15 protein-coding genes are annotated in these 17,513 nt (G+C 36.2%); 11 read left to right on the top strand and 4 right to left on the bottom strand.

Annotated elements, in window-relative coordinates:
• The 3 genes from I6E85_RS04825 (at nucleotide 1) to I6E85_RS04815 (ending at nucleotide 3,086) form a co-directional block, all read left to right on the top strand.
• On the top strand, nucleotides 1-327 hold the full coding sequence (locus I6E85_RS04825) for a PilZ domain-containing protein (RefSeq protein ID WP_002962367.1): 327 nt from the start codon (nucleotides 1-3) through the stop codon (nucleotides 325-327).
• Between the two features lie 115 nt (nucleotides 328-442).
• Complete coding sequence (locus I6E85_RS04820; RefSeq protein WP_007585741.1) at nucleotides 443-1,222, top strand: TatD family hydrolase; 780 nt, start codon at nucleotides 443-445, stop codon at nucleotides 1,220-1,222.
• Between the two features lie 4 nt (nucleotides 1,223-1,226).
• Nucleotides 1,227-3,086, top strand: a complete 1,860-nt coding sequence (locus I6E85_RS04815; RefSeq protein WP_197236666.1) for an alkaline phosphatase D family protein — start codon at nucleotides 1,227-1,229, stop codon at nucleotides 3,084-3,086.
• 474 nt (nucleotides 3,087-3,560) lie between these two features.
• Here the strand turns inward: I6E85_RS04815 and I6E85_RS04810 are convergent, their stop codons facing one another.
• The 4 genes from I6E85_RS04810 to I6E85_RS04795 form a co-directional block, all read right to left on the bottom strand.
• On the bottom strand, nucleotides 3,561-4,877 hold the full coding sequence (locus tag I6E85_RS04810) for an O-antigen ligase (RefSeq protein ID WP_197236665.1): 1,317 nt from the start codon (nucleotides 4,875-4,877) through the stop codon (nucleotides 3,561-3,563).
• Nucleotides 4,878-4,976: 99 nt separating this feature from the next.
• Entirely contained in the window at nucleotides 4,977-5,528 is a 552-nt protein-coding gene (locus tag I6E85_RS04805; RefSeq protein ID WP_169060106.1) for a hypothetical protein, read from the bottom strand.
• Nucleotides 5,529-5,551: 23 nt separating this feature from the next.
• Nucleotides 5,552-7,555 carry an EAL domain-containing protein gene (locus I6E85_RS04800; protein WP_197236664.1) on the bottom strand — a complete coding sequence of 668 codons (2,004 nt, stop codon included), beginning with the start codon at nucleotides 7,553-7,555 and terminating at the stop codon, nucleotides 5,552-5,554.
• Nucleotides 7,539-8,234, bottom strand: coding sequence for a transglutaminase-like cysteine peptidase (locus I6E85_RS04795; protein ID WP_024590376.1), 696 nt, complete (start codon nucleotides 8,232-8,234; stop codon nucleotides 7,539-7,541). Before I6E85_RS04795 ends, I6E85_RS04800 begins: the two co-directional genes overlap by 17 nt.
• Before the next feature lie 297 nt (nucleotides 8,235-8,531).
• Between I6E85_RS04795 and galU the strand changes: the two genes are divergently transcribed.
• The 8 genes from galU (at nucleotide 8,532) to I6E85_RS04755 (ending at nucleotide 17,512) form a co-directional block, all read left to right on the top strand.
• A complete protein-coding gene (gene galU, locus I6E85_RS04790) occupies nucleotides 8,532-9,431 on the top strand; it encodes a UTP--glucose-1-phosphate uridylyltransferase GalU (RefSeq protein ID WP_197236663.1) in 900 nt (299 codons plus the stop codon).
• Between the two features lie 30 nt (nucleotides 9,432-9,461).
• Nucleotides 9,462-10,598 carry a non-hydrolyzing UDP-N-acetylglucosamine 2-epimerase gene (gene wecB, locus I6E85_RS04785; protein WP_197236662.1) on the top strand — a complete coding sequence of 379 codons (1,137 nt, stop codon included), beginning with the start codon at nucleotides 9,462-9,464 and terminating at the stop codon, nucleotides 10,596-10,598.
• Between the two features lie 23 nt (nucleotides 10,599-10,621).
• Nucleotides 10,622-11,872 carry a UDP-N-acetyl-D-mannosamine dehydrogenase gene (gene wecC / locus I6E85_RS04780; protein ID WP_197236661.1) on the top strand — a complete coding sequence of 417 codons (1,251 nt, stop codon included), beginning with the start codon at nucleotides 10,622-10,624 and terminating at the stop codon, nucleotides 11,870-11,872.
• Nucleotides 11,873-11,982: 110 nt separating this feature from the next.
• Nucleotides 11,983-13,134: a VpsD family glycosyltransferase gene (locus tag I6E85_RS04775; RefSeq protein ID WP_197236660.1), complete on the top strand. Its 1,152-nt coding sequence runs from the start codon at nucleotides 11,983-11,985 to the stop codon at nucleotides 13,132-13,134.
• On the top strand, nucleotides 13,134-14,546 hold the full coding sequence (locus I6E85_RS04770) for a lipopolysaccharide biosynthesis protein (protein ID WP_197236659.1): 1,413 nt from the start codon (nucleotides 13,134-13,136) through the stop codon (nucleotides 14,544-14,546). Before I6E85_RS04775 ends, I6E85_RS04770 begins: the two co-directional genes overlap by 1 nt.
• On the top strand, nucleotides 14,543-15,763 hold the full coding sequence (locus I6E85_RS04765) for a VpsF family polysaccharide biosynthesis protein (RefSeq protein ID WP_197236658.1): 1,221 nt from the start codon (nucleotides 14,543-14,545) through the stop codon (nucleotides 15,761-15,763). Before I6E85_RS04770 ends, I6E85_RS04765 begins: the two co-directional genes overlap by 4 nt.
• Entirely contained in the window at nucleotides 15,741-16,172 is a 432-nt protein-coding gene (locus I6E85_RS04760) for a serine O-acetyltransferase (protein ID WP_197236657.1), read from the top strand. The genes I6E85_RS04765 and I6E85_RS04760 overlap by 23 nt, the downstream gene beginning before the upstream one ends.
• Nucleotides 16,172-17,512 (top strand): phenylacetate--CoA ligase family protein, encoded by a 1,341-nt coding sequence (locus I6E85_RS04755; RefSeq protein ID WP_197236656.1) that lies wholly within the window; start codon nucleotides 16,172-16,174, stop codon nucleotides 17,510-17,512. The genes I6E85_RS04760 and I6E85_RS04755 overlap by 1 nt, the downstream gene beginning before the upstream one ends.
• Nucleotide 17,513: the final 1 nt, after the last annotated feature.

The raw sequence follows: 17,513 nt of genomic DNA, 5'->3' as shown, positions 1-17,513 counted from the left end.
ATGCAAGAACTACTAGTAGACATAGACGATTTAGACGAGTTATACCGTTGTTATATGCCTTACTTAAAAAAAGGTGGCTTATTTGTACGTACTAATATGCGTTACGAAGCAGGGCATTCATTAGCGCTTAGAGTTACCTTGCCCGATGCCTTAGAAGATGATGTAGTAACAGGTAAAGTGTCGTGGATCACGCCACAAGGGGCACAAAGCTCTAACCCTCCAGGTATTGGTATTAGCTTTTTAGACGATAAAACAAACCTAAACGCTAAAATCGAAAAGCTACTTGGGACTATGTTAAACTCAGGCGATCAAACATATACCATGTAGTTATAGGGTCGGTTTTTCATTAAGATTAACGCCGGCCTATATTGGGTTCTTTTAATTGCCAACATAATAAATTAAACGAACAAATTTAAACCCTGAACATAATACAGGCCTTATAGTGATTGTAGATTCTCATTGCCATTTAGATCGTCTTGATTTTGATAAATTAGACTTAAACCTTGACCAAGTTCTTGATAAAGCGCGTGCAAAGCAAATAGAGCACTTTTTATGTGTAAGCGTAACGCTTGATCAGTTTCCAAGCATGCTTGATAAAATTAAGCATTATGACGATGTATCAGCCTCATGTGGTGTACATCCACTTGATCAAAAAGACGCCCTTAATAAACAGCAACTAATCGACTTAGCCTCACACGAAAAAGTCGTTGCTATTGGCGAAACGGGCCTTGATTACTACTATTCAAAAGATACTCATGCAGTGCAGCAAGCCAGTTTTGTTGGACATATTGAAGTGGCTAACGAATTACAAAAACCGTTAATTATTCATACTCGTGATGCCCGTGCCGACACCATTAATTTAATGCGTGAGCACAAGGCCGAAAACTGCGGTGGTGTACTACATTGCTTTACTGAAGACTGGGATATGGCTAAAAAAGCTATAGACATGGGCTTTTATATTTCTATTTCGGGCATTGTTACCTTTAAAAATGCTATTGAGCTAAAAGAAGTAGTAAAACAAATACCGCTAGATAGATTGCTAATAGAAACTGACTCGCCTTATTTAGCACCGGTACCGTACCGTGGGCAAACTAATCAGCCAGCGTACGTAGAAGATGTTGCTTACTACATTAGCGAACTTAAAGGCATTAGCTTTAATGAACTAGCTAAAGCGACTACCGAGAACTTTTATTCTTTATTTAAATTAGCAGCTAAAGGCTAAATACATGATTACTCACACGGCAAACCTTCCTATTTTACTAATGGGGCCAATGGTGCGCCGTGCAGAGCAAACTGGAGTCTGTATTCAGTTTGCTACCTCCAGACCTGCAAATTGCCAAATAAATTTATTAAATTTTGAGTGTTATAGCGATCAACACACTGTTTCTTTAGGCGAACATTTATACCTGCATTTCGTCATTATAAAGCCAATAAATAACAAACTCCCTGTCGATAGCTTATTAAGCTATGAACTTGTAATTGATGATATAGCAGTCGATTTGTCGCCTTGGTGCTATAGCAATCAAACAACGCCTGCATTTGTAATTCCTAATAAACTGAGTGATATTTTGCATGGCTCGTGCCGTAATGCACATCATCCAGCAAAAGACAGCTTAGTGTCTGCAAGTCACTGGCAAAATACTCAGCGCGCTAATAATAATCAAGGCGCACAGTTATTATTACTAAGTGGTGATCAGGTTTATGCCGATGATGTAGCAGGCCCCATGTTATTAGCTATTCATCAGTTAATTAAAGCCTTAGGTATCTATAAAGAACAACCACTTGCCATTGAGCTACCCGACGATATAAATGAGCAACTTTATAATCGCCATTTATTTTTACCAAAAACGCCTTGGCAAAAACGCTCAAAGTTAGGTGTTGGCTACTGGCTAAAAAAAGATGAACCTCACTTTTCAAGTGTAAAAGCCTACAATCACCTTGTCCATTTTGAAGAATACATTGCACTTTATTTATTAAATTTTAGTGCTGCTGCTTGGCAATGCGTTGATATACAAAACACAACGTATTTAGGTCAAAGCGAGCAAAACAAAACTATTTTTAACGCTGAAAAAACAGCATTGATTGACTATGCAAAAGGCTTAAGTGAAGTAGAGCGGTTGTTTGCCAATGTATCTACATTAATGATGTTTGACGATCACGATGTAACCGATGATTGGAACCTCACCGCTGGGTGGGAGCAAGCTATAAATGAAAATCCAAGTAGTAAACGGATCATTAATAACGGTTTAATTAGTTATTGGCTTTTTCAGGGAATGGGGAACGATGCACTAAATAAAACAGGCGAGCTACTAACACCTTTGAAGCAAAGCCGTACTGCTAATAATTTATGGCAGTTTAAAGCATTTGATAAACCATTAAACGATTTTAGCTTTTGGCATTATGAGTTAACGACAATACCCAAAGTAGTGGTGCTTGATACGCGCACGCACCGCTGGCGAAATGAGCAAAACTTTAATGAGCCGTCAGGTCTACTTGATTGGGAACGTCTCACTGAGCTTGAGGAAAGCCTATTAAGCCACGACCAAGTTATTATTGTATCGCCAGCTCCCGTGTTTGGTGTTAAATCAATAGAAGCCATTCAAGCCATGTTTAACATATGTGGCCAACCGCTCATGGTTGACGTAGAAAACTGGATGGCGCACGAAGGCTCAGCCAAAAAGCTACTTGATACATTTAGACGAACCGACACACCTAACGAAACGCTTATTTTATCGGGAGACGTACATTACTCATTTTGCTTTTCGGTACAAAAGCGTTTTGGCGATCATCCCAATCGAATTTGGCAACTTACCGCCAGTGGTATTAAAAACGAGTTCCCGCGTAAATTAATAAACATACTCGATAAACTAGATTCAATTTTATACGGCCCAAAAAGTCCCTTAAACTTTTTTACCAAACGCTGGCACATGGAAGTAGATAAGCACCAAACCATAGGTGAAGGGCAAAAATACTTAGTAAGCGACTCAGCTATTAGTTTAATAACACTAGAGCAAGGAAATTTAGCCCGCTATCAACTTATACATGGTGATGGTCATTTAACTGAGTTTGATTTAGAAGAACAGTAATTCTTAATCAATAATTAAATAAATTAAAGGCCTATTTGCACAAAGAGAAATGAAAGAGGGGGTAGATGAAAAGGCATAATACCAGCAAAACTGCATTTTGTGTTCATTCCCTTCTCTAAAAGCGCAGCGCCTCATAACCTCTTTGTGAATAAATTATTAATTACGGAGTAAGGTTGTTAAGAAAGCAACGCTTAATTTATTTAAAAATAAGCTAAAGATCTATTTGCACAAAGAGAAGCGAAAGAGGAGTAAATGAGAAGACATAATACTAATAAAAACTGCGTTTGGTTTTTATTTTCTTCTCTAAAAGCGCAGCGCCTCTTAACCTCTTAGTGCATAAATTACTTATTACAGGCTTTGCTTGTCACGCTAACAAGTTAACCGTAAATTGAACCTCGGCGGTAGAAGCAGAGCTTGCTCGCGTGAGAAGCGCAGCCTCTAATCACTATATTAGGTAATTACTTAGCTTTGTATTTAACCATGCTCTTTTCGGCTTCGTTTAGACGCGGGTAATTTACTACTTAATATTGCCAAGCATAAAACAGTCATAAACAACATAGAGTTTGCACCCGCTTGTAAAGAGTAATCTACCAACGAGTGTAGCAGCATATCAATAATTGCAATGGCACAACCAAAGGCAACACCCTGAAACAGCGCTGTTTTACGTTTTCGCATAGTCGTAATGCATAACCACAAACAATAGAGTATAAGTGAGCCCAGTGCGGCTGTAGTGGGTATACCCAGCTCTACTGCAAACTGTACGTAATCGTTATGGGCATTATCGTAGTAACCTGAATAAGGCTCAGACTGATACGCCGGAAACGCAGTATAAAATGTACCACCACCAGAGCCCAACAAAGGTTTATCTAAAGTGAGGGGTATTGAATCACGTACAACCTCGTCACGGGTTTCTGATGAAATACTGGTTTCACTAATACGTTGTTTTACTTTTTCTACATCAAATATAGCGCCTATAATAATTAAATCGATTATAAAAAAACTAACTATAAGTAGTTTAAACGCTTTAGGTTTTTGCCTGTAAATAAAAAATGCGAGTAAGCTAACAGCCATTAATGCAATAAAAAATGCAGAGTTACCCATACGGCTACGCGTTAAAATTAACGCAACAATAATAATAATTAACGAAATACGTAAAATTATTTTTGAGCTTAAAAGTATTTCAGTCCACGCCCGAAGTGTTTGTTTTAATGTTTGTTTGTAATCGCTAGTAGAACGCTTTAATTCGCTAACTAAAACCCCAATACCTAGACATAAACATAAAGCTAAAAAGTTAGCCAAAAAGTTAGAGTAAGTAAACGTACCAATAGCACGGTCGGTATGTTTATAGCCAAATAACGGGCTAATTATATCTGGTGACAGGTTTAAATAAGTAGCATATAAAGCTTGAAACACGCCGGCACTTATAATTGCATATATTAAATTTTTAATACGCTTTTCGCTATTGCAATAAATAAGTACAAGCCAACAAAATAAAATCATAAAACTTGTTTTAATAAGCATTTGTTTAGTTTGAAACGGGTCAACACTTACGGTAAATATTTGTACTGCGCATACGCCCGCCACTATACTGAGTACAGTAAATAAGGGCCAAGAATATAAAGGTGGGTATAAAGGCTGATCGTTATTAATACTGCTGTAAACTAAATGGGTGAGAAAGGTAGCGCTAATTAAGATCCCCATTGCTAAAATTGCCCAAGGGCGGTAGCTCCCTAATGGTAAGGGCAGCAAAAATAAAATAGCGCATAGTAAAAAAAATATAAAACGATTCACAGGATTCTCAAACAAGGAGCTAAAAGGTAGGAGCTTAAAGTAATGGGTCTAAAATAAAAACGCAGCCCAAAGGCCGCGTTATTATTATTTAGATAACTGTTAGTTGCCGACTTCAGATATACCTGCATCGCCACCAGTACCGCCAGCACCTTGCGGTAGTGGGGTTGTTGGTAGGTTTACAATTACAGGGCCAGTTGGTGCTGTAGGCTCAGTTGGGCCAGCTGCAGTGGCCTCCGAAGCTATTGTGGCATCAACTCCTGCAGTAATCGCGGCAAGCGTTACTGCATCGCTATCAACACCTGCAGTTACTAACGCAGCTAAAAAGTCTGAAATAAACGGACTATCTACGCCAATTGCGGCAATTACTGCATTCATTATTATATCAAGTTGTTCAGGCGAGCAAGTTCCATTAGCTATTGGGGAGTCTAAATCCAATGGAGCAGTGTTCTGACATAGTTGTTCAATAGCAGCAACTAATTTTTTTTGTAGTTCTTCAGAAGGTATATCTGCAGATGCATTATTTAAAATATTAATTAACGTATTAAGGTTATCAGTCTGTACTATTACATCATTGTCTGATTGTGCATAAACTGGAAACGTTGCAAATGCAGATACGCTAACAAATAAACTAGCAAATAAAAGTGATTTCATCTTGTGTCCCTTTAAGAAATTATCTAATTACAAAATTTTAGCGTATCGGTGCAAAAAGTAAACTCTTTATTTACGCCATTATTATTAGTTTTTAGTATTTTAGAGGGGGGCATTATTAAATTGCCCTGTACGCCATCGCAACCTAAACCTTCAAGTACCTTTAAAGTTTCAGGTTTTTCAATTAAACAAGCTAAAACTTTAATACCAAAGCCATGACAAATATTATTAACTGTTTGAATAAAAAATTGGCTTTGGGTGTTATCTAACAAATCTTGAATATAGCTACCATCTATTTTTATATATTCTATATCTAACCCTTGCAAGTATCTAAACGAGGTTAAACTAGTGCCAAAGTGTTCAACACACACACTTATGCCAATATCTTTTATTGTATCTATATGTAAAGAGGCAACATGTACGTTATAAAGTAAGCTAATTTCATGCAATTCAAAAACCAAGTTTGTTTTAATAATTGGTTTAGTGTGAGCATAAAGAGTAAGCCATTCAATAAAGTCAGTTGAATACAACGAAGCTTTACTAATATTTAATGCGAATGTATCGTCAGGGTATTGCTCTTTAACGTTTACAAAGTTACGAATTATTTTTTTGTCTAACTCTTCGGTTAAGTTAAGCTTTTCGGCCATAGCAAATAAATGGCCATTATTAACCTTTTCGCCTTCATGCGTAAAATGAGCAAACACCTCAAAGTAGCACTGCTTGTTTTGTGAGTTAGTGCGTTTAACTGGCTGCACCGAAAAACTAACTTCACTAGTAGCAATAATTGATTGAATAAGCGAACGCCACTCTTTAACACTAAACAAAGTATCTTTATCTACTTTATTTACAGCCGAATCGCCAATAGTACAGCCAGTATCAAGAGCTGAAAGTACACTCCCAATAGACGAGCCTTTATCAACACTTACTAACGCTAAGTTAGCAAAACCATTTACGTGTAAGCTGTTTTTCTTTTTACTAAAAGCATCATTTATATCAAGGCGTGTTCTATTTAAAAATTGCATATCGAATGGTGCTAAAGCAATAAAAGTACTACCGTTAAGTCTAAATATTTTAGAATTAGTTAAAGCACCAATTACATTTTGCAAAGTAACGCTTACATCATGTACGTGCTCGTCACCATCTTGGTAACTTACAGTTTGGTTAATATTAGCAAGTGAGGGGAGAGTAATCATCATTGCAGTGATTGGAGTATCGCTAGTAATGGTGTCAACCACTGAGTTAAAGTGATTTTCAAACGAACGGCGGTTACCCAGTCCTGTGAGTGAGTCTACATATACCTCGTCGGTAAGTGCTTGTGTTTGCTTTGTTAAAGAGTCAAAGGTGCTTTGTAGGTTCATTACCATATTATTAATGGCTTTAGTCACAGTACGTAGCTCGCGCGCAACAGGTATTTCGTCGTTTAATGTAAAGCGCTTACGCGTTACCAAGTGTGCTTGGTTTTCTACTGCTTTTAAAGGTTTAAATACAGCACGTAATATTAAATATGCTACAGCAAGCGACGCTACTAATAATAATAAAGAACCATAAAAGCTGCGTTTAGTATGCTCCCATAGCGTTAAATACGATTGCCCAACATGGCTTGTTACTTCAAGCACTCCCGCCATGATCCAGCCATTGTTTAATTCTGATTGCATAGTAGGGGCGTTGAGCTTTACTGCTGTAATAAACCAATTAGGTACAGACTCAACGCGTTTTGGGCTTGTTAGGTTAAATACCACGTTACTATCGGCGTTAGTAAATTTTATTTGTTTGTAATAACCTGAGTCGAAAATAGCGGTTGCCATGGTTTGGGCAATCATTAAGCTATCTTCTTCAAGGTAGGGTGAAATAGAAAGCCCTAAGCTTGTTGCTGTATCTTGCGCGTGGCTACCCATTTGCGTTTGTAAGTATTGGCGAGTGGTATCAACGTCAGTAATTACGCGTACAAAAAACGAAAGTACCGAAATCAATATAATAAGACCATATACTTGGGTTTTTAAACTTAATCCATTTTTAAAAAGTCGAGACATAACTCGGTGTTCCTTTATCACTTTTGGCGGGCGCAAGCTCACCTTGTTCAATTCGCTCTAGCATGGTGTTCCACGCAGAAACACCACGGCTATTTTTTACTTTATTGCCTAACCCTTTTGATTTGGCTAACCATAAACCTTGGCCATTAAAACTATATATAGGTGTTAAATCAGGGCGTTTATTAGCGGGCAGTAGTTTAGTATTAAAGTTACCTAAAACAAAGGGGATTTGATTAGGAGTTTCAATATATATCAGCACCATGTGAGGTTGATTAACTGTTTTTTGACGTACATACATTAAACGTACTTTATCTTCGGGAATCCCAAGTGCTATTAACGTAAAGTATTTGGCAATTACGTAATCTTCACAATCACCCATGCCAACGCCTAAGCTTTCAAGCGGGGTGGCCCAATAATCTTTTTGGTGCCAAAGCTCATCATCTGTTTTGTATTTAATGTGCTTATTAAAAAAGTCATTCACCAAATGGATTTTTTGCCATTCACTTTTGTCAGCCGATTCATCAATAAAACTTAACCAGTTTTTAATGCGTTTATGGCCCTCATCACCATACTGTTTTTGAGCGCGCGCAATTATATCGCTATTGCGTAAATGCAAAAGCATATCTTGTGCGCATACAAACAAAGACACTAATAATAAAATGCAAAACCCTAAACGCACAAATGTTCCTTTAAGTCTGTTTTTCCAAATAACCAAACAAGCTAAGCCTAGTATAGTATTGCTAGCTTTGAAAAGGTAGATCACCAAAAAGTATGGGAGTACTGAAATAGTGTGATGAAATCGAATTTGATGCAACATAAATTTAACAAAAAAACAATCAAAAAGTACTCTTTAATTATTGAGTGCATTATTGTGTTGTGTATAATAGCAATCTCACAAGGCTTGTGAAGCGCTTAAAAGGGATTCAGCTTTAGTTATCCCTTTTTTGCTGTTAGCAAAATAATGAAAGGAATTAAAGTGAAAGTTTTAAAAGCAGTATTACCTGTAGCAGGCCTTGGTACGCGTATGTTACCAGCCACAAAAGCCATCCCTAAAGAAATGCTCCCTCTGGTAGACAAACCTTTAATTCAATATGTAGTTAACGAAGCTGTAGCCGCTGGCATAAAAGAAATAGTATTGGTTACACACGCTTCAAAAAACTCAATAGAAAATCACTTTGATACTAGCTTTGAGCTAGAAGCCACGCTAGAAGCACGTGTAAAACGTAGCCTGCTAGAAGAGGTTCGCTCAATAGTACCAACAGATGTAACGGTAATTTCTGTGCGCCAATCAGCACCACTAGGCTTAGGCCACGCGGTATTAGCAGCGCGTCCAATTGTTGGTAATAACCCATTTGCGATAATGCTACCCGATGTAATTATCGATAAATATAAATCAAATTCAAAAACTGATAATTTAAGCCAAATGATCGACCGATTCGATAAAACAGGCTTCAACCAAGTAATGGTAGAGCCAGTGCCTCAAGAGCAAGTGCATCAATATGGTGTGGTTGATTTAGCCGGTAAAAAAATAAATGCAGGCGAAAATACTGCTATTAAAAACATGGTCGAAAAACCTAATAACGACGAAGCGCCAAGTAATTTAGCTATTACAGGGCGCTATGTTGTATCTACCGCTATTTGGGATTTGCTTGAGTACACCCCACCGGGTGCGGGCGGTGAAATACAGCTTACTGATGCATTATTACAATTACGTCATTTGGAAACTCTAGAAGCATACCATCTAAGAGGTAAGTCACATGATTGTGGTTCTAAGTTAGGTTATATGCTTGCTAATGTCGAATATGCAATGCAATCAAGCCATATGGGTCAAGAGTTCACTGGGCGAGTTAAAGAATTACTTACCTTTAGTAATTAATAAATTAGATTATTTAAATTAAGGACAGTCATGGCTATTAAAATATTAAGTATTTTTGGTACGCGCCCTGAAGCTATTAAAATGGCGCCATTGGTAAAAGCATTAAACTTAGCTGATGGTATTGAAGCTAAAGTATGCGTTACAGCACAGCATAGAGAAATGCTAGACCAAGTTTTAGACTTATTCGAAATTGTACCAGAATACGACTTAAACATAATGAAACCAGGCCAAAGCTTATACGATGTAACTACAAACATCCTTTTAGGTTTAAAACCTATTTTAGAAGAGTTTAAGCCAGACCTAATACTTGTTCATGGCGATACAAGTACAACACTTTCAGCAAGCCTGGCTGCTTTTTATCAGCAAATTCCGGTTGGGCATGTAGAAGCTGGCTTACGCACAGGTAATTTAGGGTCTCCTTGGCCAGAAGAAGGTAATCGTAAATTAACAGGTGCAATTACAAAACTTCACTTTGCGCCAACAGATACTTCACAGCAAAACTTACTTAACGAAGGCGTTAATTTAAGCGACATAGTTATAACGGGTAACACCGTAATAGATGCACTATTACAAGTTGTTGATAAAGTAAAAACAGATGAAGTATTAATAAGTACACTAAAAGCAAAGTTTCCAGAATTAGACGAAAGTAAAAAGTTAATTTTAGTAACAGGCCACAGACGAGAAAGTTTTGGTGGTGGTTTTGAACGTATTTGCGAAGCACTAGCAGAAATAGCAACAGCTCATCCAGAAGCGCAAGTACTTTACCCTATGCATTTAAACCCAAATGTACGTGAGCCTGTAAATCGTATTTTAAAAGACGTTAAAAACGTACAACTTATAGAACCTCAAGACTACTTGCCATTTGTATACCTGATGAGTAAAGCCCACATAATAGTAACCGATTCAGGCGGCGTACAAGAAGAAGCGCCAAGCTTAGGTAAACCAGTTTTAGTAATGCGCGATACAACTGAGCGCCCAGAAGCCGTTGCTGCAGGTACAGTTAAATTAGTAGGCACCGATAAAAATCGAATTATAGATGAAGTTAAAAACCTACTAACAAATCAAGCTGATTACCAAACAATGAGCCGAGCACATAATCCATATGGTGATGGGAAAGCGTGTGAGCGTATTATTTCAAAAATTAAACAACACTTTAACGTGCAATAAAAAGTTTTTTAAAGGATTTTGTAATGACAATTAAAACAGTATCAGTAGTAGGTTTAGGCTACATAGGACTACCAACAGCAGCTGTAATAGCCTCAAGAGGGATCAACGTTATTGGTTTAGATGTAAATCAAAAAGCGGTTGATACAATTAACGCTGGTGAAATACATATTGTAGAGCCTGATTTAGATATTATTGTACGCGGTGTTGTTTCTACAGGTAACTTACGAGCAACAACGGTTCCAGAAAAAGCGGATGTATTTATGGTTGCAGTACCTACACCATTTATCCATAGCGAAAGCGGTGATCATAAAGCAGATCTAAGCTACATAGAATCTGCAGCCAAAACTATTGCCCCAGTACTCGAAAAAGGCAATTTAGTCATTTTAGAATCAACTTCACCAGTAGGTGCAACAGAGCAGTTGGCACAATGGTTAAGCGAAGCTCGCCCTGATTTATCGTTCCCGCAAGATAAAGGCGATGCAGCCGACATTAACATCGCACATTGCCCTGAACGCGTATTACCAGGTTATGTACTACAAGAGCTGGTATCTAACGACCGTGTTATAGGTGGTATGAGTAAAACGTGTAGCGAAAAAGCAGTAAAATTATATGAAACATTTGTGCGTGGTGAATGCATCGTAACAAACGCACGTACAGCTGAAATGGCAAAACTAACAGAAAACTCATTTCGTGATGTAAACATAGCATTTGCTAATGAACTATCGGTAATTTGCGACAAGCTTAAAATTAACGTATGGGAATTAGTTAAATTAGCTAATCGCCACCCTCGCGTAAATATACTTAACCCAGGCCCGGGTGTTGGTGGACACTGTATTGCTGTTGACCCGTGGTTTATTGTTGCTAGCTGCCCAGACGAAGCAAAAATAATTAAACAAGCGCGTTTAACAAATGATGCAAAACCGCATTACGTAATAAGTAAAATAGCTAAAGCCGCTGACGAATTTAAACGCCCAGTTATAGCGTGTTTAGGGCTTGCATTTAAAGCTGATATTGACGACTTGCGTGAAAGCCCTGCACTACAAATAGTACAAGAGCTAGCCATACAAAACGTAGGTAAAATTTTAGCAGTAGAACCTAATATACAAGAATTACCTGAAAAGCTTTCATCAAAAGGTGTAGAGCTTACAACATTAGAAACAGCATTAGAGCAAGCTAATATTATAGTAGTGCTAGTAGATCACAAGCAATTTAAAGCAGCAGATAAAACAGAATTTGCCTCAAAAGTTGTGATAGACACGCGTGGGATAATGTAAGTTAAATGACTACCATTAAGTTAAATGAAAGTAATTTATATGGATGCTCTTCATGCAAATTAAGTTTTTATTTATAATAAATTTAGCAGTATGTTTTAAAAAGAAGAGCTATGCCTAAACAACATATAGTATTAGTTATGCCCCTCTCAACTTATGAGTGGGGTACAGATAATTGTGGTGGGGTAGACAGTGTTTGCCAAATGTTTGCTGAATTTTTGGTTAATCATTCTGACACTAGCTTTAAGCTTACTATCATTGGGCTCGATCCGCAGAGTAAAACATCCTACACAGGTGAAGTTATTAACTTAGCCGATAATGTGGATTTTATTTGGTTGCCAGCATCTAGTAAACAAACGGGTTTAAAAATTCCAGGTATTCTTTGGCAAAATTGGCATATTCGTAAATTATTAAAGTTACTTAAACCAGATTTAGTTCATACGCATTTTTGGAGTTCATTAATTGGAAGCGGCTTTACAGGTAAAACAGTAGTTACAGTTCATAGTTATAAAAAAATAGCCCGTAGAGATGTTGGCTTAGTGAATAATTTTTTATATGAAAGGGTTATTCCGCTAATTTTAAAAACACGGAGTGACTTTGTAGTTGTCGTAGGCCAGCAGTTAGAGCAAGCACTATTTGAGGATAACTTCAAATCGAAAGTAATTCATAATCCAATTGATCAAAAATATTTTGAAGCTGACTATATAAAACGTGAACGAAAAGAAATAAAGCTTGTGACCTGTGCATTATTAACACCAAGAAAGAGGGTCGAAGATTCTATCGTTTTGTTTAATAAACTAGTCAAAAGTGGTCTTGGGTCTTCTCTAATTATTATCGGGCCAGCCGCCGATAGACTATACACTGAGCAACTTAAAAAGCAGGTGACTTCTTTGGGCTTAGAAGGAAAAGTGAGCTTTTTAGGTAAGCTAAACAAAACCCAAATTGTTGAGCAATACCTTAATTCTGATTTAGGTGTTTTTACTTCTAGCGAAGAGACTTTTGGCTTAGCTCCTTTAGAGATGTTAGCTGTTGGTCTGCCTCTAGTTGCCACTGAGGTTGGCATACTTGAAGATGAGAAAGCTTTCTTTGAAAAAATGGGGGTTTTATATTACTCAGACTCGTTGAGCCCCGACAAAATTAATAATCTTGTTTTAAAGCATAACGTAGACTACTCGAAACGCGCTCTCGAAACTAAATTTAATATTAAATCGATTTTTAGCCAATATAGTAATTTATATGTAAGAATTTTAGATGAAGTACAATAATGCTTAAATCATTACTCAAATATGCGCCAGTACAAATTTTTGCAGCGATTAGTGTTTTCGCCTTAATTAGCATACATACAAAGTTATTAACGACGACGGAATACGGTATGTTGGCACTAATGCTACTCACTGTAGAAGTTGTTAGGGCAGTGGCAGCACAGTGGATTAATTCTAGTATGTTGCGTTTACTCCCTAGTAAAAAAGAAGAAGAGTATGAGCACTTTGCCGCTATAGCGACTTCAATCATTTTTTGCTGCACGTTACCTGCAGTAGCATTAGTCATTTTAGGTTTGTATTTAACTGATTTATTAACGTTTTACACTTTTACAGCTACATTTTTACTATTTTTAACGAAAGCTTTTTATCTGTTCTATTTAGAATTAGCACGAGTTATGGAGCGTTTAAATCAATATAGGATGGCTGTACTAACTCAATCCATAATGTCTATTGTATTTACAGGAGGGTTGTTGTTTTTTTATCCTGATACATTGTCTGCATTGTGTGCCTTATTTTTAAGTTATATTGCTGCGGGTTCAATCGTATTTAAACATTTAAAGTTTAGTATAAGTAAACTTAGAACTGCTGACGCTCAGGCTATTTTTTCATATGGTTTACCATTAATGGCAAGTGGGTTGGTAGCAGCCATATCAAGTCGGTTAGATCGTTACTTTATTGCAGATAATCTTAACTTAGCACAAACAGGTATTTACGCCGCTATTTCAAATATTTTACTTGGTATTGGTGCACTTATTTTTATGGTTGTAGCTTTACCTAGTTACCCTGAACTAACAAAAAAAATTAATAATAAGGCTGAATTATATAAAGCTCATGGCGAGTACTTAACTTTATTATGTTTAATTGCATTACCAGCATTAGTTGGTTTTTGTCTATTAGCAGAACCGATAATGCAACTATTACTTAGTGAAGAATACTTATCACAAGGCTCAATAATCATTTATATTTTATGTGCAGGAGTATTTGTTGTAAATTTAAAAGCACATTATATAGACCATGGTTTACAGTTTTCCTTAAATACCAAGTACCTCCCAAAAATTAGTGTTCTTTCTTTAGTCGTTAACCTTACTTTATTAATTACCTTAATACCTCTTTACGGTTTAATCGGCGCTGCAAGTGCTTTTTTTATCGCGAGTCTGATCTCATTTAGCGTGGCTTTATTTTTATCTATTAAAAAAGGATATAAATACATCGTACCAAGGCAAGTATATAAAATTATTATTTCAACGATATGTATGGCGATCTTTTTACCTGAGCTTCGTGTCTATAATTTTTTAGTAATGAATATACCGATTTTAAATGTTATTTTTGATGTAATTATTGGTGTATGTATATTTTCACTTATACTCATGCTGCTTAACTACAAAAAATGCAAAATACGGATATTTAATAAATGAATAGTAAAAATTTATATAGGGCGATGTTGCTTGTTTTTATATCATACTTTATTTTAGGTGGATACTTACTTGAGAATCTAGGTGTAAAATATGTATCAGAAGGGGGGAACCCTTTAATGAAGATACATGTTTCAACTTATATTTTAATATTAACCTTTGCTTTTTTTACTCTAAGAAAGGGGGGGGGGTCACCTTTAAAAAATCTTAAAGAACTTAGAGGTGCCTGGCTTATAAGTGTATTAAGTATTGTTATAGTTATAATCTATGGTTTATTTAGGTTTGGTACATCAGGTATGGCTTATTTAGTTGACACTATGGCAGCCCCGCTGTTGGCTGTTTATTTATTAAGTCAATTAAGTAATATTTATAAAAATAAGCTATTAAGATTGTTGGCATATCTACTCTTTATTAATTCATTAATTGCTATTTTAGAATTTATATTAGGTAGTACATTAATGTCGGTTGAGATTGCAAATTTTAGTCACTTTAGGTCGACAGCTCTATTAACACATCCTTTAAATAATGCTTTAATTACTGCTGCACTTGCACCTATATTGATGAGTTACACTCGAATACCTTACTTGATTTATTTCACCGTTGTTATTTTAGCATTGTTTGCCTTTGGTGGCAGGGGAGCTACGGGGATATTTCTTTTAGGTATGTTTTTACTCGTAATGCCAAAAATCCCATCGTTTATTTCATTCGGTATTAAAATATCAAAAATGCGCTTTGCCGTAATTCAGGCCCTCGCTTTTTTTGTATCCATTTTTACAATATTAGTAATCACTTTCACTCCAATTGGATCCCGTATACTTAGTAAGCTTCATATCGATGGCAGTGCTCAGGCTCGTTTTGATGTTTTTTTAATTTTTGATCAGCTAAGTCCTATGGAGTGGGTTTTTGGTGCATCATCTTCACTTATGGATAATATTAAATTTTTTATTGAGGTAGATGTCATTGAAAATTATTTCATAGGTTGGATAGTAAGTTTTGGAACAATAGGTGCTTTTTTACTTTTTGTAAGCTGTTATATGGTTCCGATAAAGTTGCTAACAAAAAGAAATATGGGAGTAAATGTCGCACTAATTATATTTATTATGGTGTCACTGACCAATAATGCTTTAACGACGAAAACCCCTGCTTTAATTTTTTTATTTAGCGCCATGTATCTCTACAGGACAATAGGAAATAAAAATGAAGCTTTATTATATAGGTAATTATTTACACAGACTTGGAATTCCTTTGTTACCAAAGATTTTTAATATTTTTATTCGGATTATACATAACTCAGCTGTTTTTTCTGAAACTAGTATTGGTACTAACACTATATTTGCATATGGTGGGATCGGGGTTGTAATACATAAAAGATCTGTTATTGGTAAAAACTGTGTAATAGGTTCAAACGTTACTATTGGTGGTAAATCTAAGTCAGTAAATGTTCCTGTAATTGGTGATCATTGCTTTATCGCGACAGGCGCAAAAATTTTAGGTGAAATCACTATAGGTGATAATTGTGTTATTGGTGCTAATTGTGTTGTAGTCAAAAATATTTCTGATAATAGTCTAGTTGCAGGCATACCAGGGAAAATAATAAAATCAAATATTGAACCAAAGGATTACTATTAATGTTTTCAAGCAGATTATATAAGCTGAGTCCTATTTTTATCCAAAATTTTTTATTAAGCTCAAGAGCGTTTATACGAAAAAAACTTAGAGAAAATAAAGAGAGTGAACGACTTACAAAAGAACTGATTTCTCATGATTATAACTCAGAAGTGTTAAAGCAGTATCAAAGTAAAACTCTCACTACGGTATTGACTGAAGCGCAAAATAGTATCGCTTTTTATCGACGCTTTACTGATGATATTAATACTTTTCCTTATATAGATAAGGCTGAGGTAAATCGTAATAAAAGTAAGTTTTTATCGCCTAGTAAGTCAGGCGTAGTTGTAAAAGGGTCTACCAGTGGCACTACAGGTGCTCCTTTAACAATCCCGCAAAATATGCAATCTGTAGTTGCTGAGCAAGCTTTTATAAATCGTATGATGCATTGGGCTGGAGTTGGGTCTAATGATAAACGAGCATGGCTACGAGGAGATATGATTGTGCCACAGGATCAAAAAGAAGGTCCGTTTTGGCGTTACTCGTATTTTGAAAACATGATTTTGTTATCTTCATTTCATTTAGCACAAAAAAACTTAGATAGTTATTTAACCGCAATGCAAAACTATGGTGTGCAAGCTATTCAAGCATACCCATCTTCTATTGTTACACTTGCAAAATATTTAGAGGTTAATGATGCCTATTACCCAGGTGATTTAAAGTCAATTATTACCTCTTCTGAATCATTATCGAAAGAAGATAAGTTGCTTATTGAAAAAAGGTTCAAATGTACAGTATTTGACTGGTACGGGCTATTTGAAAGAGTCGCCGCTATTGCAAGCTGTGAACATGGCCGTTATCACATATTAACAGACTATTCCTATGTAGAATTAGTCCCTGCAGGAAAAACTGAAGACGGACGAGATAGAGCCGAAATTATAGGTACTAATTTTAACAATTCGCTTTATCCGCTAATACGCTATAAAACAGGCGATCATGTTGTATTGTCTGAGGAAGTAACTTGTCCATGTGGGCGTATATTCCCAATTATTGATTCTATTGAAGGTAGAGTTGGGGATTACTTAATTGGGGATGATGGACAAAAAGTACATATATTGAATCATATACCTAAAGGGGTGAGTGGATTATTGGCAACACAATTTGTCCAAAAGGAAAAAAATAAAATTGATATCAGAGTAGTAGTTGATCAAAGTAAATTTGATAACAAGCAACGTTCAATTTTAATTAATAACGCTAAAGCTAAGCTTGGTAATTCAATTGAATTTAATATTGAAGAGTTAGAAGAGCTTCCAAGAACAAAAAATGGTAAGGCACGTCAAGCAATATGTAGCATCGAAAATTAGT

The sequence above is a fragment of the Pseudoalteromonas sp. NZS71 genome, from assembly GCF_015864715.1.
GTDB lineage: Bacteria > Pseudomonadota > Gammaproteobacteria > Enterobacterales > Alteromonadaceae > Pseudoalteromonas > Pseudoalteromonas arctica.
Note: the sequence above shows the minus strand (reverse complement) of the source record. Positions and strands in the feature narration are given on the sequence as shown.